The organism is Sulfolobus islandicus Y.N.15.51, assembly GCF_000022485.1.
GTDB classification, from domain to species: Archaea; Thermoproteota; Thermoprotei_A; order Sulfolobales; family Sulfolobaceae; genus Saccharolobus; species Saccharolobus islandicus.
This window is the reverse complement of sequence record NC_012623.1, coordinates 1,016,426-1,039,839: the sequence shown is the minus strand read 5'-3', so window position 1 is coordinate 1,039,839 and position 23,414 is coordinate 1,016,426. Positions and strand designations below refer to the sequence as shown.

General features: G+C 34.5%; 38 protein-coding genes and 2 tRNA genes. 26 read left to right on the top strand and 14 right to left on the bottom strand.

Annotated elements, in window-relative coordinates:
• Window positions 1–16 precede the first annotated feature (16 nt).
• From YN1551_RS17020 to YN1551_RS05700, 7 genes are read left to right on the top strand one after another with little or no spacing between them, the layout of a single operon-like run.
• Complete coding sequence (locus YN1551_RS17020; RefSeq protein ID WP_012711624.1) at window positions 17–175, top strand: hypothetical protein; 159 nt, start codon at window positions 17–19, stop codon at window positions 173–175.
• 19 nt (window positions 176–194) lie between these two features.
• Entirely contained in the window at window positions 195–818 is a 624-nt protein-coding gene (locus YN1551_RS05720; RefSeq protein ID WP_012716326.1) for a hypothetical protein, read from the top strand.
• 2 nt (window positions 819–820) lie between these two features.
• A complete protein-coding gene (locus YN1551_RS05715) occupies window positions 821–1,423 on the top strand; it encodes a site-2 protease family protein (RefSeq protein ID WP_012713883.1) in 603 nt (200 codons plus the stop codon).
• A complete protein-coding gene (locus YN1551_RS05710; protein ID WP_014512761.1) occupies window positions 1,363–2,007 on the top strand; it encodes a rhomboid family intramembrane serine protease in 645 nt (214 codons plus the stop codon). The genes YN1551_RS05715 and YN1551_RS05710 overlap by 61 nt, the downstream gene beginning before the upstream one ends.
• 2 nt (window positions 2,008–2,009) lie before the next feature.
• The gene (locus YN1551_RS17015) at window positions 2,010–2,174 is read left to right on the top strand and encodes a hypothetical protein (RefSeq protein WP_012717361.1); all 165 of its coding nucleotides are present in this window, start codon (window positions 2,010–2,012) and stop codon (window positions 2,172–2,174) included.
• Window positions 2,171–2,734 (top strand): adenylate kinase family protein, encoded by a 564-nt coding sequence (locus tag YN1551_RS05705; RefSeq protein ID WP_010922979.1) that lies wholly within the window; start codon window positions 2,171–2,173, stop codon window positions 2,732–2,734. Before YN1551_RS17015 ends, YN1551_RS05705 begins: the two co-directional genes overlap by 4 nt.
• Window positions 2,735–3,625, top strand: coding sequence for an Mrp/NBP35 family ATP-binding protein (locus YN1551_RS05700; RefSeq protein ID WP_010922978.1), 891 nt, complete (start codon window positions 2,735–2,737; stop codon window positions 3,623–3,625). It abuts the gene before it with no gap.
• Here YN1551_RS05700 and YN1551_RS05695 read toward each other — a convergent pair.
• The gene (locus tag YN1551_RS05695) at window positions 3,619–3,837 is read right to left on the bottom strand and encodes a hypothetical protein (RefSeq protein ID WP_012713887.1); all 219 of its coding nucleotides are present in this window, start codon (window positions 3,835–3,837) and stop codon (window positions 3,619–3,621) included. The genes YN1551_RS05700 and YN1551_RS05695 overlap by 7 nt on opposite strands.
• A gap of 98 nt (window positions 3,838–3,935) precedes the next feature.
• Between YN1551_RS05695 and YN1551_RS05690 the strand changes: the two genes are divergently transcribed.
• Window positions 3,936–4,286 carry a helix-turn-helix domain-containing protein gene (locus YN1551_RS05690; protein WP_012711629.1) on the top strand — a complete coding sequence of 117 codons (351 nt, stop codon included), beginning with the start codon at window positions 3,936–3,938 and terminating at the stop codon, window positions 4,284–4,286.
• Here the strand turns inward: YN1551_RS05690 and YN1551_RS05685 are convergent.
• The 3 genes from YN1551_RS05685 to YN1551_RS05675 are packed head-to-tail and all read right to left on the bottom strand — an operon-like array spanning window position 4,257 to window position 6,263.
• The gene (locus YN1551_RS05685; protein WP_012713888.1) at window positions 4,257–4,982 is read right to left on the bottom strand and encodes a 5-formyltetrahydrofolate cyclo-ligase; all 726 of its coding nucleotides are present in this window, start codon (window positions 4,980–4,982) and stop codon (window positions 4,257–4,259) included. The genes YN1551_RS05690 and YN1551_RS05685 overlap by 30 nt on opposite strands.
• Window positions 4,972–5,532 (bottom strand): LysE family translocator, encoded by a 561-nt coding sequence (locus tag YN1551_RS05680; protein ID WP_012717360.1) that lies wholly within the window; start codon window positions 5,530–5,532, stop codon window positions 4,972–4,974. The genes YN1551_RS05685 and YN1551_RS05680 overlap by 11 nt, the downstream gene beginning before the upstream one ends.
• 8 nt (window positions 5,533–5,540) lie before the next feature.
• The gene (locus YN1551_RS05675; protein ID WP_012717359.1) at window positions 5,541–6,263 is read right to left on the bottom strand and encodes a DUF72 domain-containing protein; all 723 of its coding nucleotides are present in this window, start codon (window positions 6,261–6,263) and stop codon (window positions 5,541–5,543) included.
• Between the two features lie 55 nt (window positions 6,264–6,318).
• On the opposite strand from YN1551_RS05675, the gene cbp1 reads away from it, so the two are divergent.
• Window positions 6,319–6,771 carry a CRISPR DNA repeat-binding protein Cbp1 gene (cbp1, locus tag YN1551_RS05670; RefSeq protein WP_012711633.1) on the top strand — a complete coding sequence of 151 codons (453 nt, stop codon included), beginning with the start codon at window positions 6,319–6,321 and terminating at the stop codon, window positions 6,769–6,771.
• Here the strand turns inward: cbp1 and YN1551_RS05665 are convergent.
• Together YN1551_RS05665 and cdvB1/B2 are read right to left on the bottom strand one after the other, a co-directional pair.
• The gene (locus YN1551_RS05665; protein ID WP_039698541.1) at window positions 6,740–7,882 is read right to left on the bottom strand and encodes a tryptophan--tRNA ligase; all 1,143 of its coding nucleotides are present in this window, start codon (window positions 7,880–7,882) and stop codon (window positions 6,740–6,742) included. The genes cbp1 and YN1551_RS05665 overlap by 32 nt on opposite strands.
• A gap of 56 nt (window positions 7,883–7,938) precedes the next feature.
• Window positions 7,939–8,700: a cell division protein CdvB1/B2 gene (gene cdvB1/B2, locus YN1551_RS05660; RefSeq protein ID WP_012717358.1), complete on the bottom strand. Its 762-nt coding sequence runs from the start codon at window positions 8,698–8,700 to the stop codon at window positions 7,939–7,941.
• Here cdvB1/B2 and YN1551_RS05655 point away from each other — a divergent pair.
• From YN1551_RS05655 to YN1551_RS05645, 3 genes are read left to right on the top strand one after another with little or no spacing between them, the layout of a single operon-like run.
• Entirely contained in the window at window positions 8,654–8,926 is a 273-nt protein-coding gene (locus YN1551_RS05655) for a hypothetical protein (RefSeq protein WP_012716330.1), read from the top strand. The two genes, cdvB1/B2 and YN1551_RS05655, sit on opposite strands and share 47 nt — an antisense overlap.
• On the top strand, window positions 8,927–9,637 hold the full coding sequence (gene alaXM / locus YN1551_RS05650; RefSeq protein ID WP_012717357.1) for an alanyl-tRNA editing protein AlaXM: 711 nt from the start codon (window positions 8,927–8,929) through the stop codon (window positions 9,635–9,637).
• A gap of 38 nt (window positions 9,638–9,675) precedes the next feature.
• Window positions 9,676–10,113: a GtrA family protein gene (locus YN1551_RS05645; protein WP_012711637.1), complete on the top strand. Its 438-nt coding sequence runs from the start codon at window positions 9,676–9,678 to the stop codon at window positions 10,111–10,113.
• Here the strand turns inward: YN1551_RS05645 and YN1551_RS05640 are convergent.
• The 4 genes from YN1551_RS05640 to YN1551_RS05625 all read right to left on the bottom strand — a co-directional run bounded on the left by YN1551_RS05640 (window position 10,093) and on the right by YN1551_RS05625 (window position 12,244).
• Window positions 10,093–11,091 carry an aminotransferase class I/II-fold pyridoxal phosphate-dependent enzyme gene (locus YN1551_RS05640; protein WP_012713893.1) on the bottom strand — a complete coding sequence of 333 codons (999 nt, stop codon included), beginning with the start codon at window positions 11,089–11,091 and terminating at the stop codon, window positions 10,093–10,095. The genes YN1551_RS05645 and YN1551_RS05640 overlap by 21 nt on opposite strands.
• Window positions 11,088–11,672: a helix-turn-helix domain-containing protein gene (locus tag YN1551_RS05635; RefSeq protein ID WP_012713894.1), complete on the bottom strand. Its 585-nt coding sequence runs from the start codon at window positions 11,670–11,672 to the stop codon at window positions 11,088–11,090. The genes YN1551_RS05640 and YN1551_RS05635 overlap by 4 nt, the downstream gene beginning before the upstream one ends.
• A gap of 170 nt (window positions 11,673–11,842) precedes the next feature.
• Window positions 11,843–11,918, bottom strand: a tRNA-Gly gene (locus YN1551_RS05630).
• 253 nt (window positions 11,919–12,171) lie between these two features.
• Window positions 12,172–12,244 (bottom strand) — tRNA-Gln (locus YN1551_RS05625).
• 159 nt (window positions 12,245–12,403) lie between these two features.
• On the opposite strand from YN1551_RS05625, the gene YN1551_RS05620 reads away from it, so the two are divergent.
• Complete coding sequence (locus YN1551_RS05620) at window positions 12,404–13,333, top strand: transcription initiation factor IIB (protein ID WP_012717356.1); 930 nt, start codon at window positions 12,404–12,406, stop codon at window positions 13,331–13,333.
• On the opposite strand, the gene yciH is transcribed toward YN1551_RS05620, so the two are convergent.
• Window positions 13,323–13,625, bottom strand: coding sequence for a translation initiation factor (yciH, locus tag YN1551_RS05615; RefSeq protein WP_009988719.1), 303 nt, complete (start codon window positions 13,623–13,625; stop codon window positions 13,323–13,325). The genes YN1551_RS05620 and yciH overlap by 11 nt on opposite strands.
• Window positions 13,626–13,720: 95 nt before the next feature.
• Here yciH and YN1551_RS05610 point away from each other — a divergent pair, with 95 nt between their 5' ends.
• Window positions 13,721–13,867 (top strand): DNA-directed RNA polymerase subunit P, encoded by a 147-nt coding sequence (locus tag YN1551_RS05610; protein WP_009988725.1) that lies wholly within the window; start codon window positions 13,721–13,723, stop codon window positions 13,865–13,867.
• Here the strand turns inward: YN1551_RS05610 and speB are convergent.
• Window positions 13,854–14,747, bottom strand: coding sequence for an agmatinase (gene speB / locus YN1551_RS05605; protein WP_012717355.1), 894 nt, complete (start codon window positions 14,745–14,747; stop codon window positions 13,854–13,856). The two genes, YN1551_RS05610 and speB, sit on opposite strands and share 14 nt — an antisense overlap.
• 53 nt (window positions 14,748–14,800) lie before the next feature.
• Here speB and glyS point away from each other — a divergent pair, with 53 nt between their 5' ends.
• The 6 genes from glyS to YN1551_RS05575 are packed head-to-tail and all read left to right on the top strand — an operon-like array spanning window position 14,801 to window position 18,921.
• Window positions 14,801–16,525, top strand: coding sequence for a glycine--tRNA ligase (gene glyS, locus YN1551_RS05600; RefSeq protein ID WP_012713896.1), 1,725 nt, complete (start codon window positions 14,801–14,803; stop codon window positions 16,523–16,525).
• A complete protein-coding gene (locus YN1551_RS05595; protein WP_015581305.1) occupies window positions 16,509–16,874 on the top strand; it encodes a hypothetical protein in 366 nt (121 codons plus the stop codon). The genes glyS and YN1551_RS05595 overlap by 17 nt, the downstream gene beginning before the upstream one ends.
• Window positions 16,871–17,275 (top strand): hypothetical protein, encoded by a 405-nt coding sequence (locus tag YN1551_RS05590; protein ID WP_012713897.1) that lies wholly within the window; start codon window positions 16,871–16,873, stop codon window positions 17,273–17,275. Before YN1551_RS05595 ends, YN1551_RS05590 begins: the two co-directional genes overlap by 4 nt.
• Window positions 17,276–17,300: 25 nt before the next feature.
• Window positions 17,301–17,942, top strand: a complete 642-nt coding sequence (locus YN1551_RS05585; RefSeq protein ID WP_012717354.1) for a hypothetical protein — start codon at window positions 17,301–17,303, stop codon at window positions 17,940–17,942.
• A complete protein-coding gene (gene endA, locus YN1551_RS05580; RefSeq protein ID WP_012717353.1) occupies window positions 17,943–18,491 on the top strand; it encodes a tRNA-intron lyase in 549 nt (182 codons plus the stop codon).
• A 40-nt stretch (window positions 18,492–18,531) separates the two neighbouring features.
• Window positions 18,532–18,921, top strand: a complete 390-nt coding sequence (locus YN1551_RS05575; RefSeq protein ID WP_012711647.1) for a hypothetical protein — start codon at window positions 18,532–18,534, stop codon at window positions 18,919–18,921.
• A 40-nt stretch (window positions 18,922–18,961) separates the two neighbouring features.
• Here the strand turns inward: YN1551_RS05575 and YN1551_RS05570 are convergent, their stop codons facing one another.
• Both YN1551_RS05570 and YN1551_RS18150 read right to left on the bottom strand, forming a co-directional pair.
• Window positions 18,962–19,579, bottom strand: a complete 618-nt coding sequence (locus YN1551_RS05570; protein ID WP_012717352.1) for a UbiX family flavin prenyltransferase — start codon at window positions 19,577–19,579, stop codon at window positions 18,962–18,964.
• A complete protein-coding gene (locus YN1551_RS18150) occupies window positions 19,510–19,719 on the bottom strand; it encodes a TRASH domain-containing protein (RefSeq protein ID WP_012711649.1) in 210 nt (69 codons plus the stop codon). The genes YN1551_RS05570 and YN1551_RS18150 overlap by 70 nt, the downstream gene beginning before the upstream one ends.
• An 89-nt stretch (window positions 19,720–19,808) precedes the next feature.
• On the opposite strand from YN1551_RS18150, the gene YN1551_RS05565 reads away from it, so the two are divergent.
• From YN1551_RS05565 to YN1551_RS05540, 6 genes are all read left to right on the top strand, one after another.
• Complete coding sequence (locus YN1551_RS05565; protein WP_012717351.1) at window positions 19,809–20,612, top strand: sulfide-dependent adenosine diphosphate thiazole synthase; 804 nt, start codon at window positions 19,809–19,811, stop codon at window positions 20,610–20,612.
• 66 nt (window positions 20,613–20,678) lie between these two features.
• The gene (locus YN1551_RS05560) at window positions 20,679–21,041 is read left to right on the top strand and encodes a 30S ribosomal protein S24e (RefSeq protein WP_012713901.1); all 363 of its coding nucleotides are present in this window, start codon (window positions 20,679–20,681) and stop codon (window positions 21,039–21,041) included.
• Window positions 20,983–21,210 carry a 30S ribosomal protein S27ae gene (locus tag YN1551_RS05555; protein WP_015581307.1) on the top strand — a complete coding sequence of 76 codons (228 nt, stop codon included), beginning with the start codon at window positions 20,983–20,985 and terminating at the stop codon, window positions 21,208–21,210. Before YN1551_RS05560 ends, YN1551_RS05555 begins: the two co-directional genes overlap by 59 nt.
• A gap of 3 nt (window positions 21,211–21,213) precedes the next feature.
• Window positions 21,214–22,209 (top strand): KEOPS complex N(6)-L-threonylcarbamoyladenine synthase Kae1, encoded by a 996-nt coding sequence (gene kae1 / locus YN1551_RS05550; protein ID WP_012717350.1) that lies wholly within the window; start codon window positions 21,214–21,216, stop codon window positions 22,207–22,209.
• Window positions 22,170–22,868, top strand: a complete 699-nt coding sequence (locus tag YN1551_RS05545) for a Kae1-associated kinase Bud32 (protein WP_012717349.1) — start codon at window positions 22,170–22,172, stop codon at window positions 22,866–22,868. The genes kae1 and YN1551_RS05545 overlap by 40 nt, the downstream gene beginning before the upstream one ends.
• The gene (locus YN1551_RS05540) at window positions 22,828–23,406 is read left to right on the top strand and encodes an XTP/dITP diphosphatase (RefSeq protein ID WP_012711655.1); all 579 of its coding nucleotides are present in this window, start codon (window positions 22,828–22,830) and stop codon (window positions 23,404–23,406) included. The genes YN1551_RS05545 and YN1551_RS05540 overlap by 41 nt, the downstream gene beginning before the upstream one ends.
• The last annotated feature ends 8 nt before the right edge of the window (window positions 23,407–23,414 follow it).

Genomic DNA, 23,414 nt, shown 5'->3' with positions numbered 1-23,414 from the left:
AGCATAAAGTAAAATCATGGAAAGTATACAAGATGTATTAAGGCTGTTGGAACAAATCGAATCTATCATAAAGAATTATAATCCATCCGCTGAGGATAAACAAGTACTCGAAAAAGTATTGGCAAAGAACATGGAATTAAATGCAGAGATATACGCAAAATATATAAAAGTTTAATGTACACTATTTTATTTTTGTGAGATTCGAAGTCACTGTAGATTACCTACAAGGTATAGGGAGAAAGGTACTTACAAGTGATGGGCATGTAGTAGAATTAAATCCTTCGCTTGAAAAGGAATTGTCCTTAATAGGGGTCTCATCGAAACTTTTTGCAGAGGGACTAATAGATGCTGTAACTCAAAATAATGGAACTTATTCTTTTTTCTTGCCAGCTAAAAAGATAAGTGATGAGTGTGAGAACGTCCTAAGGATATTTGAGATATGGATATCCGTAACTAATCAGACAAGAAAAATGTTAGTTATAATTATAAACGTTGAAGGAAATGCGCAAATAACGTTATTGAGACCTGAACTCTATAACGATTTCTCTAAGGACTTAATTGAAATTTTAGCAAAAAGATATATTTGTCTAAAAATTACGATGCCATTTATGTATAGATCAGTAATCTTTGATACCTTTAATTCCTTCAAAAGATTATTTGACATAATATTTGAAGGGATAATAAACTTAAGTGGAAATATTTACATGGCAACCATCAGTAATGACAAAAAAGCGTTATTATGGAAAATAGATAGTACAAACATTCGATATGTAAGCAATAATTTAATACCCTCAGAGTTGTTAAGATTAATAAGATAGGTATGTCTTGGGATATAAGATACTTAGAATGGAGATTCGCCAACCTAAATGAGATCACTTCCTTTTTACTTGCTGCCTTATCTTTAGCAGTAGCTTATATACGCCCAACATCCATACTTTCAGATCCAATAGGTAGTATAATCATACCATATATCGTAGCATTATTAGCTATAATACCACATGAAATAGGCCACAGACAAGCTGCGAGAAGATATGGTTGTTTCTCTAGATTTACTTTAAGTTTTTCAGGGTTTTGGACAACGTTAATACTGAATATAATTGGTAGCTTCGTAGGTATCTTAGTTTTCTTTTCGGGATACACATCAATATCTTGTGGATTTCTTAATAGAGACGTTGAGGGAAAAACAGCTCTAGCTGGACCTCTAACTAACATAATAGTAGGATTTGTTGGCCTTATTGGTGCATCGTTAGTGCCTTTTAGCCTTGTTGGCTTATTTTTCTTTGAATTAGCTAGGTTTAACTTCTGGGTAGCATTCTTTAACTTGCTTCCATTCTGGGTTTTAGACGGATTAAAGATCTTTAGATGGAACATGATAGTGTGGGCAGTATTGATAATCATTGCATTCGCACTAACATTTCTATAATGGTGAATAAAGTGATAATAAAAAAAATAATAGGTATATCAACTTTTTTCTTAATGTTTCTTGTTACTTTGGGTTTTATGGTAGGTTTATTAGCAACTTTTATAGATTCTACCTCATTATATTATCTAGAACAATTAAACTACTTAGTAATTAAAGGGTATTATTACGAACTATTCACATCAATATTTATAACTAATAGCTTTGTTGATTTTATATTTAATTTTATTTCATTATATGTTATATATTTAATTTTTGGTAGTAGAGCGGGAAAACATGAATATGGTATATTTATCCTAGCTGGTATTCTAGGAAATCTACTAACTGTAATATTCTATAGTCCTTTTACACTAAGCTCGGGAGCGTCTGGGGGAATATTTGGATTATTAAGTTACTACACGTTTTACGATTTCTTAAAAAAGGATAATTTAGGGGTTTATGGTCTTGTATTTTTAGTATCGGTATTTGGAGTTAGTGATTTAATATTCCCTAATGTGAACGTTGTTGCTCATATCGGAGGTATTTTGGGAGGTATTATGTACGCAGTTGTCTATTACCTTATAAGGAGTGGAAGGACAATAAAATAATTATGATATTAGTAGAGGAAATACTATTAATTATAGGATTCTTAATGCTCCCATACGGTTTGTATGAAATTATCAAAAGTGAGGCAGATAGAGCTGTGAAGATAACCCTTGTTGGGATTTCAATAGTTTTATTTGCAATTGAAACGATATTAGTAGTGAAGCAATGATAATAATAGTGACTGGCACACCCGGTGTGGGAAAAACCGTAGCTTCAAAGAAACTTTCTGAGGCGCTTAATCTAAACTATCTTTCTCTTTCCCAATTTGTTATAGAAAATAAACTTTATACGGAATATGATGAACTTAGGCAAAGTTATATAATAGACGAGGATAAAGTAAAGGAAGAATTAGAGAAAATTATTTCAACTAGCCATCTCGTGATTGAAACTATATACCCTTCATTGGTATCTACCGCTGACTTAGTAGTTGTCCTTAGGAAGAATCCTTTTTCTCTATATAATGAACTAAAAGGAAGGGGTTGGGCTGATATAAAAGTAGCTGAGAACGTGGAGGCAGAAATTCTAGGAGTGATCTCACAAGAGGCTAGAGAAGCCTTTAAGGATAAGGTGTGTGAAGTAGATACCACAGAAATGAGTACAGAACAAATATTAAATAAAATACTAAATAAACAATGTGATGGACCAATAGAATGGTTAGTTGATACAAAAGTACAAAGATTTTTAGAGGAATTAGATAAGATTATTAGCTCCTATGAGAATGATATCTAGATGAGCAGTAATCCTTTTAGAATTCAAAATCCTCAGCCACAACCTCAAAGACAGCCTCGTGATTTAAGAAAGGTTAACCAACAAGTTCAAGCTGTTGATCTAAAAGTACAAATGAAGATGAAAAATATAAAATATAAGATTGGAGTAGTTAGTGGAAAAGGTGGAGTTGGTAAATCATTTGTCTCATCTAACCTAGCAATGGCTATAGCTGCGAGCGGTAGAAAAGTAGGTATAGTAGATGTTGATTTCCATGGACCATCAGTGCCAAAAATGTTAGGCGTTAGAGGACAAATGTTAACTGCCGATGATAAGGGAATAAATCCAGTTATAGGGCCTTTCGGAATAAAAGTTGTTTCCATAGATTTTCTATTACCTAGAGACGATACGCCAGTAGTATGGAGAGGAGCCATAAAACATTCAGCGATAAAACAATTCCTAGGTGACGTTAATTGGGGAGAATTGGACTATCTGATAATAGATATGCCCCCAGGGACTGGAGATGAAGCTTTGTCCATTGCTCAATTAGTTCCTGGCATTACAGGATTTGTTATCGTTACAATACCATCTGAAGTTTCCACATTAGCTGTTAAGAAATCAATAAATTTCGCTAGAACTGTAAACACAAAAATATTAGGTGTAGTTGAAAATATGAGCCATTTTGTATGCCCAAGTGATGGGAAAGTCTATTATATATTTGGAGAAGGTAAAGGTAAGAAAATGGCAGAGGAAATGGGAGTAGACCTTTTAGGTCAAGTTCCTCTTGATCCTTCCATAGCAGAAGCTAATGATGCTGGAGAACCCTTCTTTTTGAAACATCCAGACAGTCCAACTTCTAAAGAATTCTTAAATATAGCTGACAAAGTAATTAAAATTGTTGAATCCAATCAATAGCTTTTTGACTTAAGTCGAAAATAAAATTTCCTTTCATTATAAACTGGATATTTTTCTAATAGTCCTTCTCTAACTAAATTCGCTAGAACTTTTCTAAATTCCAATAAATTAATCTCCTCCCCCATTTGAATTAGTTCATCCCTTATTTGTGTGGACGTTTTATCACCTTTAGATACGATGTCAATTATTTTGCGTTTTAACTCTGCACTCATGATAATATTTATTATATAAATGCAAATAAAAAATTGAGGGTTAATGAAGGAAAAACTTAAAAATAAAAAAATATTAAATAAAGATTGGTGAAAGTTTATTGAGTATTGAAATTAGCGAAAAAAGTTTTTTATTAAAAAGGTTCTTGATAGTAGCCTATGGTCTATCAGAAGCAGATGTGGATGCCTTTATAAAGATACTAAGTAGCGAGACTGGAAAAGACGTAGATGCAATAGCTGGAGAATTAGGAATAAGCAAAAGCAGAGCGAGTCTAATACTAAAAAAGTTAGCTGATGCTGGATTAGTAGAAAAGGAGAAAACTAGCGTAAGCAGAGGAGGAAGGCCCAAGTTCTTATATCGTATTAACAAAGAGGAGTTAAAGAAAAAACTTATAAAAAGATCTGAAGAAACTTGCAGAGATCTACAAACTATTATATCTTCTCTTCTTTAAGTATTCCTTTAAAAAAGGTGTCTCATCTATTTTTTGCTTACTCAAATATTCTAAGTAAATTCCCTTTGGTTTTTCCCTTTTCCTATTAACTCTTATAAGCCTAGTAGGAGTTGCAATTATATCAATTGGTACATCAAAAGGTTCTGAGGGAACCTCGTCTACTATTTGTATGTCATGTACAGTAGTCGCAATAGGAGTATTCTCATCTACCTTGCCAAGCTCTCTCAAAATCCCAAATTCCAGCTCACTATACCCTTCACCTTTGCCAACCCTATTTCCATTTAAGTCAACAGCTACAGATCCAGCTACGATGAAATCAACCCTCTCTATACTTTCCAAACTTACCATTATTCCGTATTTTTCAAAGCCAGATATTCGAGATGCTTTAGGTATATCAGATGAGGAAATCCTAGTTGGATCCAATAAAAAGAAGTCTCCCCTTAATCTAGGAGTAGGGACTAGAACTTTTTTCTCTTGTCTCAATGCAATTTCTCTTACCTTATATTGCGGGGAGTCAGGATTGACCTTAATGATCTCAGCTTCTTTGAATTCCTTACACTTTGCCAAATTTGAAGCAGCTTTATCAGCTCCTTTAAAATTCGGAATTCTACCATAGACTGGTCGGGGAAACAGTGCTATGTTTTCCTCCTCCAATCTTTTCCATATTAATTCCCTTATTTCTTGTTTAGATAACATTTAGAATACCCTCATATAATAAGTAAACACCAAATGCGACTAATATTATAGATGAAATTATTTTCACGTATTTCACGTATTTTGGTCCTAACATGTTTATTGCCTTAGGAAAAGCTATTATCCAAATTAATATACCTACAAAAAATCCTGGTATTATTAAAACCGAAAGGGATCTAATCATGGAAATCCCAACAGTAACCCACCAACTTATTTGGTAAGGATTAGTTAAACCCATGGAAAGTCCTATGATATAATTTCCTCTTACAGAGCTAGAGGGCATTTTAGCTTTAATTGTTAAATATGATAAATATAGCATGAATATGCCCCCAACTATATACAGAGCATTTATAATTGGCATGGGAATGTACCCTTGGATAAAGTAAACGATTATAAAGAAAATCAAATCAGCCGTCATTGCCCCTGCTCCAATACTGCTTCCATGAAACCATGATTTTGTAGACTCATTGGCAATCATGGCATTAACTGGCCCGGGAGGTGCAGCCATTGACAAACCTAAAATAATCCCTAAGCCCAGGTAAGTGAGTAACATCTATTAAGTTAACTTTCAATCATCCTTTTAAAACTTAAAGCATCACCAAATGAGTAAACGTTATTGAAAAGAACGTAAATTAACTCTTTCTTTTCGGATGTTACATATTCCTTCAGCTTCTCCAAATCAGCTCTTGTATACTTGTATCTATAATTGACCTCTTCGGATCCTAAACCATGAAGTCTAAAATACCTAATTTGTTTGCTATCTACTGGCTTATTTTTGAACGGATCTACTACGTGAATTGCATCGATTTCAGAAAATATTTTCATTAGCAAATCATGATTGAGATTCCATTCTCCTCTAGGTTCCCAACCGTAGGTAAATGATCTATCTAATGTACTGAAAAAGTCCTTAAGATTCTTCATATTTTCGTCATTGGGTGTGAAAGATGCTGGTGTTTGAAATATTATGATTTTAGAATTTAGGAATTTAGCCTCCTTCAATGTGATTTCCAGAGCTTGCATAACTTCTTTAGTTGGTCTAAAATATCCATAGTTTTTTACATTTCCAATAACTGTCTTAGTTCTCTTATATGTGATTTTATTATATTCGTGTGTAATTATCTGATTGGCCTTAACAGTTAATTCAACGTTGTTCTGTATAGAGAGTTCCTTCCATTTACTTAGTCTTTCTTCAGATAGAAAGTTGTAAAATGTCTCTTGTACCTCAAGCACACTGAAATAATTGAAATGCTTTCTCGTAAATCCACATGTACCTATTTTTATCATCTTGCATAGATTTTGGGAAAAGATTAATATAATTGGTTTTGCATAGACTTAATTCGTGAGTGAAGAAGAAATAATTGAAAAAGTTAAGAAAATGTATGAAGAAGGATTAAGTATTAGACAAATTGCTAATCAATTGGAGTTAAGTTACTCTAGGGTTCGTAGAATGCTTATTAAGGCTAAGGTTAATTTCAGAGGGAAAGTGCCAAATGATAAAATTCAAAAAATCATAGAAATGGGAAAGCAAGGTTATAGTGCAAATAGAATAAGTAAGGAGTTAAATATCAATTTTAATACTGTATTGAGAATTTTTAAAAAATATAATCTAGGTAAAAAAAGGAGAAAGTTGGATAGAAAGGAAATAGAGAAAATAAGGGAAGAGTATAATAAAGGAAATAGTATATATAAGATTGCAAAAGAACTTAACATTTCCACTAATCTTGTAGTATATCATTTAAAGAAAATGGGTTTATATAGACCTATTCGTGAATCTTCTCCCACATCTGCTTAGCTAGCTTACCATCATATTTAAATACTTGTATAAGTTCCTTTGCCTCTTCTCTTCTCCTTCTGTGTTCCTCTAAGAAACTATTTAATTTATCTATTAATATCTGCTTTAACTCTCCAGTTAACATCTTACCGGATCTATACTCTTCCTCAATCTCCTTAATCCTATTATCATCTTCCTCGAAGAAGTAATATAACCACTGGAAGGGAACATCTATTTCTGGATTCCCACCATATTTCCTATGCAACTCTATTGTGGGCTGTCCTCCTGAAAACGCATATTTCATTATCTTCCTTTCCACAGTTTTAGGATCATCTACAAGGTATATTGCGGTCTCTGGATTTGAAGAACTCATCTTACCCTCTGGTCCTGTAAGTGGAGGAAGGAATTTGCTATGTATCTGTGCAGCCTTATAGTATCCAAGGCTTTCCGCTATATCCCTTTGCAATCTCCAATAGGGATCTTGATCTATACCGGCTGGTATTAAACATCTTTTCTTTTCAAACATTGTAGGAGCTATCTGTAAGGCTGGGTAAAATATAAGACCTATATTTGAGGAAACGTCTAAGCCAAAAGTGGCTCTTACTTCTGAAAACGTCAACTTCTTTGCAATTTTTACTGCTATAGGATACATATTTCTTATATACTCGGTATCTTGAAAGATGAATGTTTTATCGGGATTAAAGCCAACCGCAATAATATCTAAAATGTTATCATAAGCCCAACTCCTAGTCTGGTCCAATGTATATTCTGGATTTCTCATGAACTTCTCGTCATCTGTTATCTCAATATACAGATTAACATTAAATTTATCTTGTAGCCATTTAGTGAATATGAATGGTATTAGGTGTCCTATGTGCATACCTAAGGAAGGTGCTCTTCCAGTATATAGAAAGAACCCTTTACCTTTCTCGTAATCATTTAGAACTAAATCTAGATCTCGATGAGAAAAAAATACATTTCTCCTAAGCATGACATGCAATTCCCCAACTAAATTCTTCATTCTTTGTTTCAGTTCTTCTGTAATTTTCTGAGTGCCAAATTGAACAATTAATTTATCGTAATCCACTTTACCCTTAACTTCCCAAGGAGTTACAGTAAATTCATCTGGCATTGTAGTATGAAAATACATGAAAATATAAAAGGTTAAAATTAAGTTAAATAGGGGTTTTAGGAGTTAGATTTGGAGGCTACTCCAGCACCAACAGGTAGGTCTGGGAACTTCTCCTTCATTCTCTGCTCAGCAACAATAGACGCTTCTTCCAATATTTTTCTTGCCTCCGGCGAAGATGCTGCTGCATAAGCTCCCATACCTGTGAACTCTCCAGACTCAGTAACTATCTCTTGTAGTCCTTCTCCTAATTCGGCAAGTTCTAACGAAACTTCTGGCATTATACCTTTCAAGGTAGACTTTAATTCACCAATAACTCCTAATACTGGGATTAAGTTTACAAATACATCTCCTAATTCAGTTACTGTCTCTAATCTGAGTTGTACTTGTTCCAAGGCAATTTGGGTTGTTAACAACTGTCTGGAGATCTTTCTGATTTCTGCTACCTCATTAGCGTACATTGCTGCCCTTTGTGTATCCTTAGACATTTGTGCTTCTACTACTCTCTCAAATAGTGTTTTATCCCTTTCTTGCATTCTAGAAATGTAAGCGTCAAGCCTACTAATCATAGAGCTAATTTTATAGTGAGCGTTAACTAACCTATACTTTAAAGGCTCCTTAGAACCCTTTATTTTAAATCTCTCCTGCTCATAACCCCAAATCTTTTGGAAATCTTTTCCGAGCATGGCTAATATATAACTTACCTCATTAACTCTTATAAGATCAAACACATTATGTGAAGAGTTTAAATTATTAGAATCTAAAATAAGTAATATGCCAAACACGTTCATTAAAGAAGATGAAGATCCGGAATACGACATCTTAATATCAGCTAATGACGTGGTAATATACTTAGATCTTAGATGGAAAGAACTAGAATATAACAGAGTTAGTATAAATATTGATGGAAATAAGATTTATATAACTGACTCAATGAATAATCGAGTAATCAAAGTGATATCGTTACCAATAAGAATAGATCCATTAACCTTAACTTATAAGCATAAGAATGGAATATTTATATTGCAAGGCAATAAGTTAAACTAGATGACAGAGGAACTTTACCTAAAAGACTCTTATATTAAAGAATTTGAGGGAAGAGTAGTTAAGATAGAAGATAGCTATGTAATGCTCGATAAGACTTCTTTTTACCCAGGAGGAGGGGGTTTAGAGAACGATACAGGATTTTTAATAAATGAGAGAGGAGAGAAGATAAATGTTATTGAGGCAAAAAGAGGAGAGAACGGGGAGATTTTACATAAGATAGATCAAAATGCTTCTCTTAATGTTGGCGATAAGGTTATAGGCAAAATAAATTGGGAAAGAAGATATAGAATGATGCGATTACATACTGCCTCGCATATAGTTGCTGCATTAGCTTATAGCAAATTCGGAGCTTTAATAACTGGAGGGCATATAAGTCCAGAACAAGCTAAAGACGATTTTAATGTTGAAAATAAGGATACCCTTATCGAGTTAATAAACGAAGCTAATGAAATAGTCAAAAAAGGGATAGAGCTAAAGATCTATTTTTTACCTAGAGAAGAAGCTCTAATGATACCAGCGATAGTGAAACTAGCCGGGAGAAATCCACCACAAATTCCAATATGGCGTATAGTCGAGATTCCGGGAATAGACATACAGGCTGATGGCGGACCTCACGTTAACAATACCAAGGAAATAGGAGAAATAGTACTACTTAAGGTTGAAAATAAGGGAAAAGGGAGAAAGAGAGTTTACTATACTGTTAAACCATAGGGAATTTATTTATTAGCTTAATCAGAATAACTATTTTTGTGTCATTAATTATTAGACTTGCTAAGTTTGCCGTAGTTGGTGGGTTAGGGACAATTGTGAATGAGACCATTTACGTTTTAGCTTCTAAGGCTATACCAATTGGGGTCTCTTTAGCCATAGCAATTGAGATTTCACTTATCTTTAATTTCGTCCTAAATGATACATGGACATTTAAAGATAAGAGGAATAATTCATACCTTAATCGTTTACTAAAGTTCCATGGCTCTTCCTATCTTGGAAATATAGTCCAATACGTAGTCGCATTAGTTTTATTAATATATTTATTACACGTTACTTCCATCTCTCAAGCGGTATTTATATTGTTCTTTAGTAAACTTACCACCTCAACATTTATCTTAGTTTTAACAAATTTCATTGGTATCATGTCTGGATTTTTAGTAAGATTTATAACTAGTCTAAAGTACGTGTGGGCTTAACTCCCTTTTTTCAGATATGATTTCATTTATAGTATGAATTAACCCCATAACATCATCCTTTAAAGCTATTCTGGCGTGAGTATTCCTTAACCCTAAAAAGTTACTAGCATCCCTAATATAGCACTTACATCTTCTAATTAGTTCGTCATTAATTAAGCTAGAGGGAATCTTAAATTCCACCAAGAAAAACGGTGCATAGGATTTGTACATTTTGAACAACTTCTTCGCATTTTCTAATTTATCATAAATTTCTTTCACTTTACTTCTGCTACTCGCAAAGAAAGACCTTATTTCCTTAGCATTTAAGTTAGATACAACATAATAGGTTATGGAGTTAATTCTCCAAATTGGCGCAAGTCTTTCCAATTCCTTACTCTTATGTCCTAGTGAAAAACCAAATCTTAAGCCTGGAATTGCAAGACTCTTCGTAAATGAGTTTATGATTGTCAAATTAGAGAATTCGTTAACTAGTCCAGACGCACTCTCAGCCAAGCTTATATCAATAAACGATTCATCTAAAACAAGTTCGTTGTTCTTATCTTTAAGAAAGTCTTCAATTTCATTTAATTTGATTACAGACCCAGTAGGATTATTTGGATTGCTAGCTATTATTCGACCAGCCTTTAATTTGAAAACGAATTCGTCTTCACGCTCCTCAGCAAAATAATAGCTACGAAATTTATATTCACTATAATTAGGATGTGGAACAGTGAAGTTATCATCAAGCACATTAATGACCTCAGAAGCACCATTGAATACTCCTACCAAATCCTCACTGACTCCGTAAATTTCCCCAATTACGCTCTTTATCTCTCTAAGATTTTGAGGGGGATAATACGTATATATTTTAAGCCTTACAGCTTCATTAATTAATTCTTCAACGAACTTGGGAACACCTAACGGATTAAGATTTACGCTAAAATCCTTGACGTCTAAAACTGGTTTTCCATTTCTCCAAGAATATCCTCCATGTTTCATAGTTCCCTCTCTTCAAAATACGCTGTAATTACATTCTTTTCAGCTCTCCTTATAATTTCGCTTAGGCTTGATGGGCTAATGTTTAGCTTTTTAGCCAGGTCTTTTAATCCTATTCTTCTAGGATAGTCAAAAAATCCAGCTTCTAAAGCAATCCTCAGTATTTGCTCCTGCCTTGCAGTTATTGCATCCTTTTTTTCAGCTTTCACGACTTTTAAAACTCTAACCTCTTTTGTAATTCTTATTAACGAATTAAGTAATTCCCTCAGCTCTGTATAACCGTTTAATATTAAAGTCCATAGGATTCCATCATCTGTTAAAGCACCGTTCATTATGATATATTGAGACAAGACCTTAATGAATTCAGTTGATATGTAATTTGTACAAATGAATTTATACTTTGAAACCTTAATAGGTTCTTCACAAACTTGCCTAGCGTTTGTCTCGTCTCCACGTACTTCAATAAGTAGCTTACCTTTCTCGCCATCAACCCTGATATCGAGAATGTTGACTGTAATCTTGTTAGGAATAAATTCTGGGAACTGAAGTAAATTAGGAGTTTTTATTACGACGTATAACAGCATTACATAATTACCTCTAAACTTATACTACTTAAACTTATCTACTAACGCTTAAATTCAGTACTCAAGACCTTCATTCACCTTTCATAAACTACGAGGTTCATCATTACGAGAATTATAGCCTTGGAGTAATTTAAGCCATACAAAAAGAACGAGAATAAAAAAATATTGTATGCGGCCGCCGGGATTTGAACCCGGGACCTCCTGCGTGGCAGGCAGGCGTCCTAATCCAGGCTAGACTACGGCCGCACTGTTTAATTATGAGAACGGGAAGGTATTTATTTTTTTCCTTTAGTAACCAGCTTCTCAACATTTTTAAGATCGTAGTTAATCTGAGCCTTTCTCAGAGAGTTTTAAAAACACATTATAATTTTTCTCTTGTTCTTCCATCTTACTAAGTTGCAGTAAACTGAATTAAAATATATTAGAGGAATTTTTAGTCAATATAAGTTTTTATATCCATGAAGATAAAGAAGAACAAAAATATAAGCTAGCCTACAGGTAGCCGGGCAGGGATTCGAACCCTGGTCCCAGGGGCCAAAGCCCTGGATCCTTGACCACTAGACTACCCGGCTAATTCTATACTACTCCAACTTATCATTTAAGCTTAACGCTTAATTTATACTGATCTCTCCCATTTTTAGATAAGTAAGGAGAGACATGGGGGAAAGATTTATAAGGAAAGAAATAGAAAAGTTTAAAAGGTTTACTATTCGTGGCTGTATATAATTGGGGTGTTGTATTTGTCTGAAGAAAATAAACCTGTATCTACTCCTTGCCCTCCCGATAAAATTATATTCGATGCGGAGAGGGGGGAATATATTTGCTCTGAAACTGGAGAAGTTTTAGAAGATAAAATTATAGATCAAGGACCAGAATGGAGGGCATTTACTCCAGAAGAGAAAGAAAAGAGAAGCAGAGTTGGAGGGCCTTTAAATAATACTATTCACGATAGGGGCTTATCCACTCTTATAGACTGGAAAGATAAGGACGCAATGGGAAGAACCTTAGACCCTAAGAGAAGACTTGAAGCATTAAGATGGAGAAAATGGCAGATAAGGGCTAGAATACAAAGTTCTATAGACAGGAACTTAGCACAAGCTATGAATGAATTAGAAAGAATTGGGAACTTGCTGAACTTGCCAAAATCAGTTAAGGATGAGGCTGCACTAATCTACAGAAAAGCAGTAGAGAAAGGGTTAGTAAGAGGAAGGAGTATAGAAAGCGTTGTAGCAGCTGCAATATACGCAGCATGTAGAAGGATGAAGTTAGCTAGAACTTTGGATGAGATAGCACAATATACTAAGGCTAATAGGAAGGAAGTAGCTAGATGCTATAGACTATTACTTAGAGAGTTAGATGTCAGTGTGCCAGTAAGCGATCCAAAGGATTACGTAACTAGAATAGCTAACTTGTTAGGCCTAAGTGGAGCCGTTATGAAAACAGCTGCCGAAATTATAGACAAGGCGAAGGGTTCTGGTTTAACTGCTGGTAAGGATCCAGCTGGCTTAGCCGCAGCTGCGATTTATATAGCGTCATTATTACACGATGAAAGAAGAACACAAAAAGAAATAGCGCAAGTTGCAGGCGTTACTGAAGTTACTGTGAGAAATAGGTATAAAGAAGTGACACAAGAACTAAAAATTTCAATACCTACTCAATAACTAGAATGTTAGATTCCGCATATCCCATTTTTATTAAGATTTCCCTAACTTTTTCTTTATGATCTCCTTGAATTAGTATTTTACCATCTTTTACTGTACCTCCTGCTGCTAACTTGGATTTAAGTTCAGAAGCTATTTTTTTAAGTTCAGAATCATTACCTCCTAATCCTTCTATTATTGTGACTTCCTTTCCATATCTTCTTTTTTCAACTTTTATTTTAATAAATTGTTCTTCCTTTGAAAGTTGTTCGCATATGTCTGGTGGAAGACCACCACACAGATTTTCTGCCATTCTCAGAAATTATCTTTATATACACCCCCCTTTTAATCTTTCTATCGTTTTTTGTCAGATAAGCTTATAAATGTTACCGTTAAGTAAATGTTGCTATGGCGGTCTATAGATGTGGTAAATGCTGGAAGACGTTTACAGATGAACAATTAAAAGTATTACCAGGTGTTAGATGCCCATATTGCGGTTATAAAATAATATTTATGGTTAGAAAACCTACTATAAAAATAGTTAAAGCAATCTAGACTTATAAACCGTTGCAGCGATTTCCAGAATTATTCTAGAAGCTAGTACACTAGTTATACCTGAAGTGTCATAAGAAGGAGAAACTTCCACAACATCAAATCCTATAACTCTTTTATCTGCAATTAAGTTAATTATATCCAATAAAGTAGATGGGTCTAATCCATCTGGCTCTGGTGTTGCAACAGCTGGTGCGTAAGCTGGATCTATCCCATCCATATCAACTGAGATATAGAGTGATTTACATTCTTGTATTGAGGTAATTATTCTTCTTGAAGTCTCCTTAACCCCTAAAAGTCTAACTTGCTGAGGTGTAAAAAATGCTATCCCCTTTTGTCTAGCGTATTCTATTTCCTCCTTACTAACTGCCCTAGTCCCCACTTCAATAATTTTGACGCCATATTCAGATATCCTCCTTATAACACAAGCGTGATCGTATCTGTATCCCATGTATTCATCTCTTAAATCTAAATGTGCATCAAAACTGACTAAACATAATCCTTCCCTTTTCATTCCTTTTATCACTCCCGCAGTTATCGTGTGCTCCCCACCTATGGAAATAGTAATTTTCCCGTTTTCGTGGAAATAATTTATCACACTTGATATCCTACTTATGTTCTCCTCAACGTTTGAAGGGTGTAGAATTATATCACCTACATCATTGAAACCTATTTCGCCCATATCCACATCATTCCTTATTGAATAAAATTCAATATATTGAGCTGATTCTCTTATTGAAGATGGAGCAAATCTACTTCCTGGCCTATAGCTACTTGTAATGTCCATGGGTATTCCAATTATTACAAAGGGTGATCTTTCCTTGTTAAATCCAGCAAATTTCCTACTATTCTCATTTAAATAAAGTAATCTTCCGTCGCTCACTCGCTAATTTTGGTCATAGAACTTTATAAACTTGTTGTTAATGTTAGAGAGTTGTGAGTGAAGTAATAGATAAAGTGTTGGACTTAGCTAAAAGAAGAGGAATATTTTGGTCATCGTATGAAATTTATGGAGGAATAGCGGGATTTTACGATATAGGACCTATAGGTGTAAAGATTAAAAATAGAATAGTAGAGTTATGGCGAAAATATTTCGTGAAGGATAACAGTGACTTTGTAGTAGAAATAGAAAGTCCAATGATAGGCCCTGCTAAAGTATTTGAAGCCAGTGGTCATGTGGAAAGTTTTACAGACCCTATCGTTGAGTGTAATAATTGTAAAAGAATATATAGGGCTGATCATTTAATCGAAGACGTATTAAAGAGAAGCGTAGAGGGTCTTAAGCCAGAGGAACTAACGAGAATAATAAGGGAAAACAATATTAGATGTCAATATTGTGGGGGAGAGTTAGGAGAAGTAAGATTATTCAATTTACTTTTCACAACCAACATAGGTCCTTATACTGGTAATTTAGGTTACATTAGACCAGAGACAGCTCAAGGAATGTTTACTGCATTTAAACGTGTATATGAGGCTACTAGACAAAGACTACCTATTGGAATAGCTCAAGTAGGGAGAGTGGGTAGAAATGAGATCTCACCTAGACAAGGGTTAATAAGAATGAGGGAGTTCACCATAATGGAGGTAGAGTTTTTCATAGACCCAGAGGATAATAATATTGAAAACATACCATTACATAGATTTAAGGAGACAAAGCTCAATATTTTGACTGCGAGTGAAAAGGAAAAAGATGGTAAACCACAAGAGTTTAATTTAGAAGAGAGTGTAAGAGAGAAGATTATTATCCAACCTTGGATGGCATATTGGATGGCTGTAGCATCGATTTTTGTCAAAGCGCTAGGCATTAACGAATTTTATTTTGAAGAGAAGTTACCTTACGAAAGAGCACATTATTCTAAACAGACTTTCGACCAAGTTGCTGTAATTAATGGTATGAAGGTTGAGATTTCTGGGCACGCATATAGAGGAGATTACGATTTATCAAGGCACATGAAATATAGCGGACAAGATTTGACTATTTTTAGAAAATATAAAGAACCTAAAACGATTAAAAAGAAGAATGTCATAGTAAACAATACGAAATTAAAGGATAAGGAACTAAGAAAAAAGGTTATGGAGCTATTAAATGGGAAATCCGCTGAGGAAATTGAGCAAATGATTAGGAACAATGTGACGATAGATGGCAAACCTTTAGGTGAATTCATAAGCATTGTTGAGAGAGAAGAGAAGGTTCACGGTGAGCACTTTATACCACATGTTGTAGAGCCATCATTTGGCGTTGAAAGGACGTTATTCCTAACTATACTGAGCGCATATAGGGAAAAAGAGGGTAGAGTTTTGCTATCCTTGCCTAGACATCTAGCGCCTTACGATATTGCAGTTTTCCCACTTCTGGAGAGGGAAGAACTAATTAGGAAGTCAATGGAAATACGAGAAAATCTTTCCGAAAAATACGAAGTACTATACGATGATTCTGGAAGCATTGGAAGAAGGTATGCTAGAGCTGATGAGATTGGCATACCTTTTGCTATTACTGTTGATCCTCAGACATTACTAGATAACAGCGTAACAATAAGGGATAGAGATAGTTGGAAGCAAGTTAGAGTTAAAATAGATGACCTTAAGATTTCATTGGAAAAGTTATTTAGAGGAGAAGTCTTTAATAAGATTGGAATTGAGGTGAATGATAGTAATGAGTAATAATGAGAATGAAAAAGAAGAAGAGAAAAAGGTTGATATAAAAACTCTTGTTAGTGTTATACCTCCAGCCTCAGCATTAAAGGGGAGTAAAGCTCCACCGAAAGAGAAAAGAGTCAAGATTAGAAAAAGAAATGATGTTGATAAGGGGTTTGCAATAATTTCATCTAAACTAGCTAAAGATCTAGGGATTACTAATGACGTTGAAATATCAGTTAAAGGGAAAAGAATCAAGTTAAAGGCCATATTGCAAGAGGAGATACTTGAATTAGAGGTCTGGGCTAATCCCCAAGATCTGGTTACACTAGGTATAGAGGATAATAGTACGGTAACTGTGAGGGCTTCTAAATGAATGAGAGCGATATGGCAATAAGTAGAGTATTATTTGATTTTGAAACGATAATAAATGATCATACTGAGTACTTGAACGAGCTAGAGAATTTGGTGACTTTCCCAGAACCCGACATAGGAAAAGCCACTAGACTGGTTAGAAGAATGAGAAGAGTTAGAAAAGAACTCTTCCAAGGATTAGAAGTTATAATCCAAAATATAGATAAAACAAGTGATACCAAGATTAAAGAGGAGGCACTTGGTTTAGTTAATTATTTGGTAATAGTGGGATTAAAGGATGAAAAAGAGCTTCTAAATAGCCTAAATAATTATTTGAAAGATAAGGGAGTAAATATGGAAATAGATAAGGATTTGGAACAAATAGACAAGATTATGAATAGTATGTCACATCTTAATTTTTAAACTTTAATGACTGTTTTAAATCACAATGAGCGAAGGAATTGCTACACTTGCAATAGAGGAACAATTACAACAAATATCATTAAAATTGTTGGATGAAACTAGAGTTTTGTATGAGTTCTTATCTAATAACAATAATGTAAATGCTATGCAAATTTATTCCAAAGTAAACGGAATAAAAAACGATATAGAGGTTGGTAAATACAGACTTGGCGAGTACATTTTCAAAATTAGAGAAGGATTATTAGATAAGGACTTGTACATAGAAATATTGAATAATTTAGAGAAGGTTGCACAAAACTTAGACGCTGCAACATATAGGCTAAGTGTTATGCTATCTAAGCAAATGAATATCGATGACGTAATAAATAGATTACTTATAGTTATCTGCGAAAAGATAATTACATCGATCACCTACTTCATAGAGGCGTTAAGGTTATTATCTATCAATCCGAACAATTCCTATGAAAATGCTCGTAACGTAATAAAACTGGAACAAGAAATAGATGAACTATATAGGAGTCTAGAATTAACACTGTTCGAAAGGAAACTTGTTGACTTCTCCTACATAATGTTGCTAAAAGATATAGCTGATAGATTGGAAGATAGTGAAGATCTGCTGAAGAGTTCTGCTGACAATATAACCTATATCGCGTATGAGAGGATGTAGATGGTAAAAGCCTTATTGGTGGGATCTAAGGTATTAATCCCAAATGTAGATGAATCAAGATACATTTATTCAAACGGTTTCTATGGAAAGGCAGTAGGAATTTCTAAGCCGAAGGACCCTAAAGATATAATTAGACCTCTAGAATTATCATTAATTGAAAGCGTATATCTAGCCAAAAAGGGTTTAATTAAAGTTATCGATAAAAATGGTGAAGTTCTTGAATATGAGAAATTATATGAATATAGTTCTAAAATAATAAATAAATTTGATATCATGTACAGAGTTTACGAAGACCTGAGGGAAAAAGGATTCATAGTTAGATCTGGAGTAAAGTATGGAGCAGATTTTGCAGTATATACGTTAGGACCTGGATTAGAACATGCACCTTATGTGGTTATTGCAGTGGATATTGACGAAGAAATTACTCCTCATGAGTTATTGAGTTTTGGGAGAGTCTCCCACAGCACAAGGAAAAGATTAGTATTGGCTCTAGTAGATCGCAAAAGTGAAAGTGTAAGATACATAATGTTTAAATGGGTCAAAATGTAAGTTTAATATGATTGTCTAAAAGTTTGGGGGTTTAAGTAATTTGAAGAACGGAAATAGAGGCTTTGAAAGACAGCCCTCCTTTAGTGATGAACAGAAGCCAATGCCTTTAGGAGATAAGTGTAATTACTTGTGCCCATATTTCAGATGTAATAAGAGAGCATTACTAATACAGGTAAAATATACTAAAGGCAATCCATACAAAGTGGGCTATTGCAGATGGGTGGGGGATGTATGTATAACTGGTGAATGCCAATACGCTTATTGTGAGAAGAGAGCATTACTGCCTGGTAATAAATGTGCATTTGCCATAAATAAGAAGAATGAGAGGGATAATGAGATTGAAAAAGAACTTGAAAAGGAAGATTACGATGACAAAATGAAGGAGATAATATCAAAGAAATTTGGCAAAAAAGGATTAGATGTACTATAAGATATTTTATTGATAAGATAAAAATCACATTTATTTTATCCTATCCTTTCCATCTCTTATATATATCATGCTTTATTCCCAACAAATCTAAGGCTTTACCAACCACGAAGTTAACCATTTCATCAATGGTTTTTGGTAAGATGTAGAAAGCAGGAGAGGCTGGCATTATGAGAACACCTAATCTAGCTAGCTTTAGGGCATTTTCGAGTTCTATGGCACCTAATGGGGTTTCTCTAATTACCAAAACTAACTTCTTGTTTGTTCTGATGAAATTTAATGCAGTTCTGGATAGAAGATTCGATCCAATTCCATTTGCAATTTCTGCAAGTGTTTTAATACTACATGGAATAATAATCATACTTTCTGACGTTATTGAAAAACTTGAACTAGAAGGTGCAGCTTCGATCTGGGATTGGATATATATATTAGAGGAATACTTCTTTAACTCTTCAATTAAATTTATACCTAGCTCCTTTTGCGCTACTTTCTCTGCACTCTTAGAAATTATAATATGCGTCTCGTAACCGAGTTCATTTAGAAACTGGACAGTCCTAATACCATATATTGTTCCACTTGCGCCACTTATTCCTATAATAACCCTCTTTGCTTTTTCCCTCCCGCTCTTTGTTCTTGCTTCCTTAGCCAATCCGCCAACCATTGTTGATAACACCTATTACTACAAAAAACCCACGGTTTATTATTACAACATGTTTTAACTACTATTGGATTTTCTTTTATGATAGTGCCGCACCAACTGCATTTCAACGTAACCGTATTAGTATTTAATTGTAACGGCATATCTATCAATCGTAGTTGCTATAAAAAAACCTTGTCCACGTTCATGATTATAAAAGTTAATTTATAAGTGAGTTATATCAGTTTAGATTATGGAAGTTAAAATTAAGCAAGTAGATGAAGTTAAGATAAGTAGATACATAATTAAGGAAACAATGGAAGATTGGTACCAATTTGTAGAATCTGATGTGGTAATTGTAGGAGCTGGGCCATCTGGATTGTCAGCAGCCTATTACTTAGCTAAAGCTGGATTAAAGACACTAGTATTTGAGAGGAGGTTAAGTTTTGGTGGAGGAATCGGCGGAGGGGCAATGTTGTTCCACAAATTGATAATAGAAAAACCCGCAGACGAAATCCTAAGAGAAGTTAATGTAAGGTTGAAGGAAGTAGAAGAAGGAGTCTATGTTGTGGATTCAGCTGAATTCATGGCTAAATTAGCAACTGCTGCAATTGACGCAGGAGCTAAAATAATTCATGGAGTAACAGTGGATGATGTGATATTTAGAGAGAATCCTTTACGAGTAGCTGGAGTGGCAGTGGAGTGGACAGCAACACAAATGGCAAGCCTTCATGTAGATCCAATATTTATTTCAGCTAAGGCTGTAGTTGACGCAACTGGTCATGATGCTGAAGTGATTTCTGTCGCAGCGAGAAAAATACCAGAATTAGGAATAGTTATAGCCGGTGAAAAATCAGCATATAGTGAAAGAGCCGAGGAATTAACAGTGATTAACACCGGAAAGGTAGCTGAAGGTCTTTACGCAGCGGGTATGGCGGTTACTGAGGTTAAGGGATTACCTAGAATGGGACCAATATTTGGAGCTATGGTACTTTCTGGTAAAGCGGTTGCGGAGGAGATCACTAAGGATCTGCTAAAAAGTGAAATAAGAACTTAGCGTAGCGATAACATTTAAAACAGTAAACCTTAAATTGATACGTATTTTTAAAAATGGTGAAATAGAATGGAGTCTCAAGCTAAAGTGAAGATCTCAGATAAGGCAGAAGGAATTATAGAAAGGGATGTACAAAATGCTGTAATAGGAAGACGTGAAATCTCATTAAAAGTTTATCACATGGGTAGTGGAACCCCATCGAGAAAAGACATAATAAAGGCAATAATTCAAGCTTTTGCTTCCCAAGAGAACCTAGTAGTAGTTAGAAAAATATCTACAAGCTATGGAGCTGGTATAAGCAACATAAAATTGCATATTTATAAATCCCGTGAGATATTAGAGAAAATCGAGCCAAAATATTTATTAGATAGAGATGCTGGAACTAAACAAAAGAAAGGAGGAAGCAAAGGTGGCCAAGGAGCAAAAGGTTAAAGCAATAGTAAGAACTTATTACGTAATTGAAGGGAATAAGGTTAAGCTAAAAAATAAGAAATGTCCTAGATGCGGAAGTATAATGGCTCACCACTTAAAACCAAATGAGAGATGGTCTTGTGGAAAATGTGGTTACACTGAGTTTATAGGCACTTCAAAGAAAAGATAAAATATGTTAGTACTGGGTATCGAATCTACCGCCCATACTTTCGGAGTAGGAATAGCAAAAGATCAACCACCCTACATATTGGCAAACGAAAGGGATGCTTTTGTTCCCAAAGAGGGTGGTATGAAGCCTGGAGATCTACTAAAACACCATGCTGAAGCCTCAGGGACAATACTGAGAAGAGCCCTAGAGAAAGCTAATATTAGTATAAATGATATTAATTATATAGCAGTAGCTTTAGGACCTGGTATAGGACCAGCATTAAGAGTTGGTGCTACACTAGCGAGAGCGTTATCGCTAAAGTATAATAAGAAATTAGTTCCAGTGAATCACAGTATAGGACATATTGAAATAGGGTATTTAACAACTGAGGCCAAAGACCCTTTAATCTTATACCTCTCAGGCGGAAATACAATCATAACTACCTTCTATAAAGGGAGGTTTAGAATTTTTGGAGAAACATTAGATATTGCATTAGGAAACATGATGGATGTATTTGTAAGAGAGGTGAACTTGGCACCACCATACATTATTAACGGAAAACACGCAATTGATATTTGCTCAGAAAAAGGAAGCAAATTACTTAAATTACCTTACGTTGTTAAGGGTCAAGATATGTCATTTTCTGGATTACTTACAGCAGCGTTAAGGTTAGTCGGAAAGGAAAAGTTAGAAGATATTTGTTACTCGATAAGGGAAATAGCATTTGATATGTTATTGGAAGCTACAGAAAGGGCACTGGCACTTACCTCAAAAAAGGAGTTAATGATAGTTGGAGGAGTAGCAGCTAGTGTAAGTTTGAGAAAAAAGTTGGAAGAGTTGGGAAAAGAGTGGGACGTACAAATTAAAATAGTACCGCCAGAATTTGCGGGAGATAATGGGGCGATGATAGCTTATGCTGGTATGTTGGCTGCATCAAAAGGTGTATTTATTGATGTTGATAAATCATACATAAGACCTAGATGGAGAGTAGACGAGGTAGATATTCCTTGGAGAAATTAAGGTTAATTAAGCGTGGTGCAGAATCCAACATATATGAAGGATATTTTTTGGGTATTCGTGCAATATTTAAACAAAGAATTAAGAAAAGTTATAGAAATCCAGAACTAGATCATAAAATCAACTATGAAAGGACAATATTAGAGGCTAAGATAATTTATACTGCGCTTAAAAACGATATGAATGTACCTGCAGTGCTTTTTATAGATCCTAATAATTATTTATTGGTAATTGAATATATAGAAGGGGAGATAGTTAAGGATCTAATAAACACAAATAATTCTGTCCAACCATTATCTAAAATAGGAGAAAGAATAGGGGAACTTACGGGAAAGTTACATAGTATAGGGATAGCTCACGGTGATCTAACAACTAACAATCTCATCCTAAGTTCTATAAATAACGATATCTTTATAATAGATTTTGGTTTATCAAGGAGAACTCAAGATGAAGAGGATCTTGCAACGGATTTTCATATATTTCTAAGATCTTTAGAAAGTATACATTCTGACTTTAAGGATATTATCTACAATTCATTTGTGGAGGGTTACAGAACAATCATGGGTGGAAAGACTGACGAAATATTAGAGCTAGTAAAGGATATTAGGATGAGGGGAAGATATGTTGAGGAGAGACGTAAGAATAGGAGTGGTAACGAGTAATGAGAATAAGTTTATGGAATTAAAAGAACTTGCTAAGAGCTTTAATATAGAGTTAGAACAGCTTAAAGGAGAGAAAATAGAAATACAAAGTGATAATTTAGAGGAAATATCTAAAACAGCTGCATATTTAGCGTATTTGACCTTCAGAAGACCATTAATAGTAGATGATAGCGGGTTATTTATAGAAACCTTACAGAATTTTCCTGGTCCCTACACAAATTTTGTTAAGAACACAATTGGACTTAAAGGTATACTAAAATTGCTCGAAGACCTAAAAGATAGGTCAGCGTATTTCATGACTGTATTGACGTTTACTGACGGAAAAATAATTAAAACATTTAATGGTATCGTAAAGGGAGTTATTTCTGAAGAGATTAGGGGTAATTCAGGTTTTGGATTTGACCCCATATTTATCCCAGAAGGAGAAAAGAGAACTTTCGCGGAGATGTCATTGGAGGAGAAGAATAAATACTCACATAGGGCAAGAGCGTTTGCTAAATTTGCTGATTTCTTAATGAGCTATCTTGAAAAAGCATAAAATAAGTA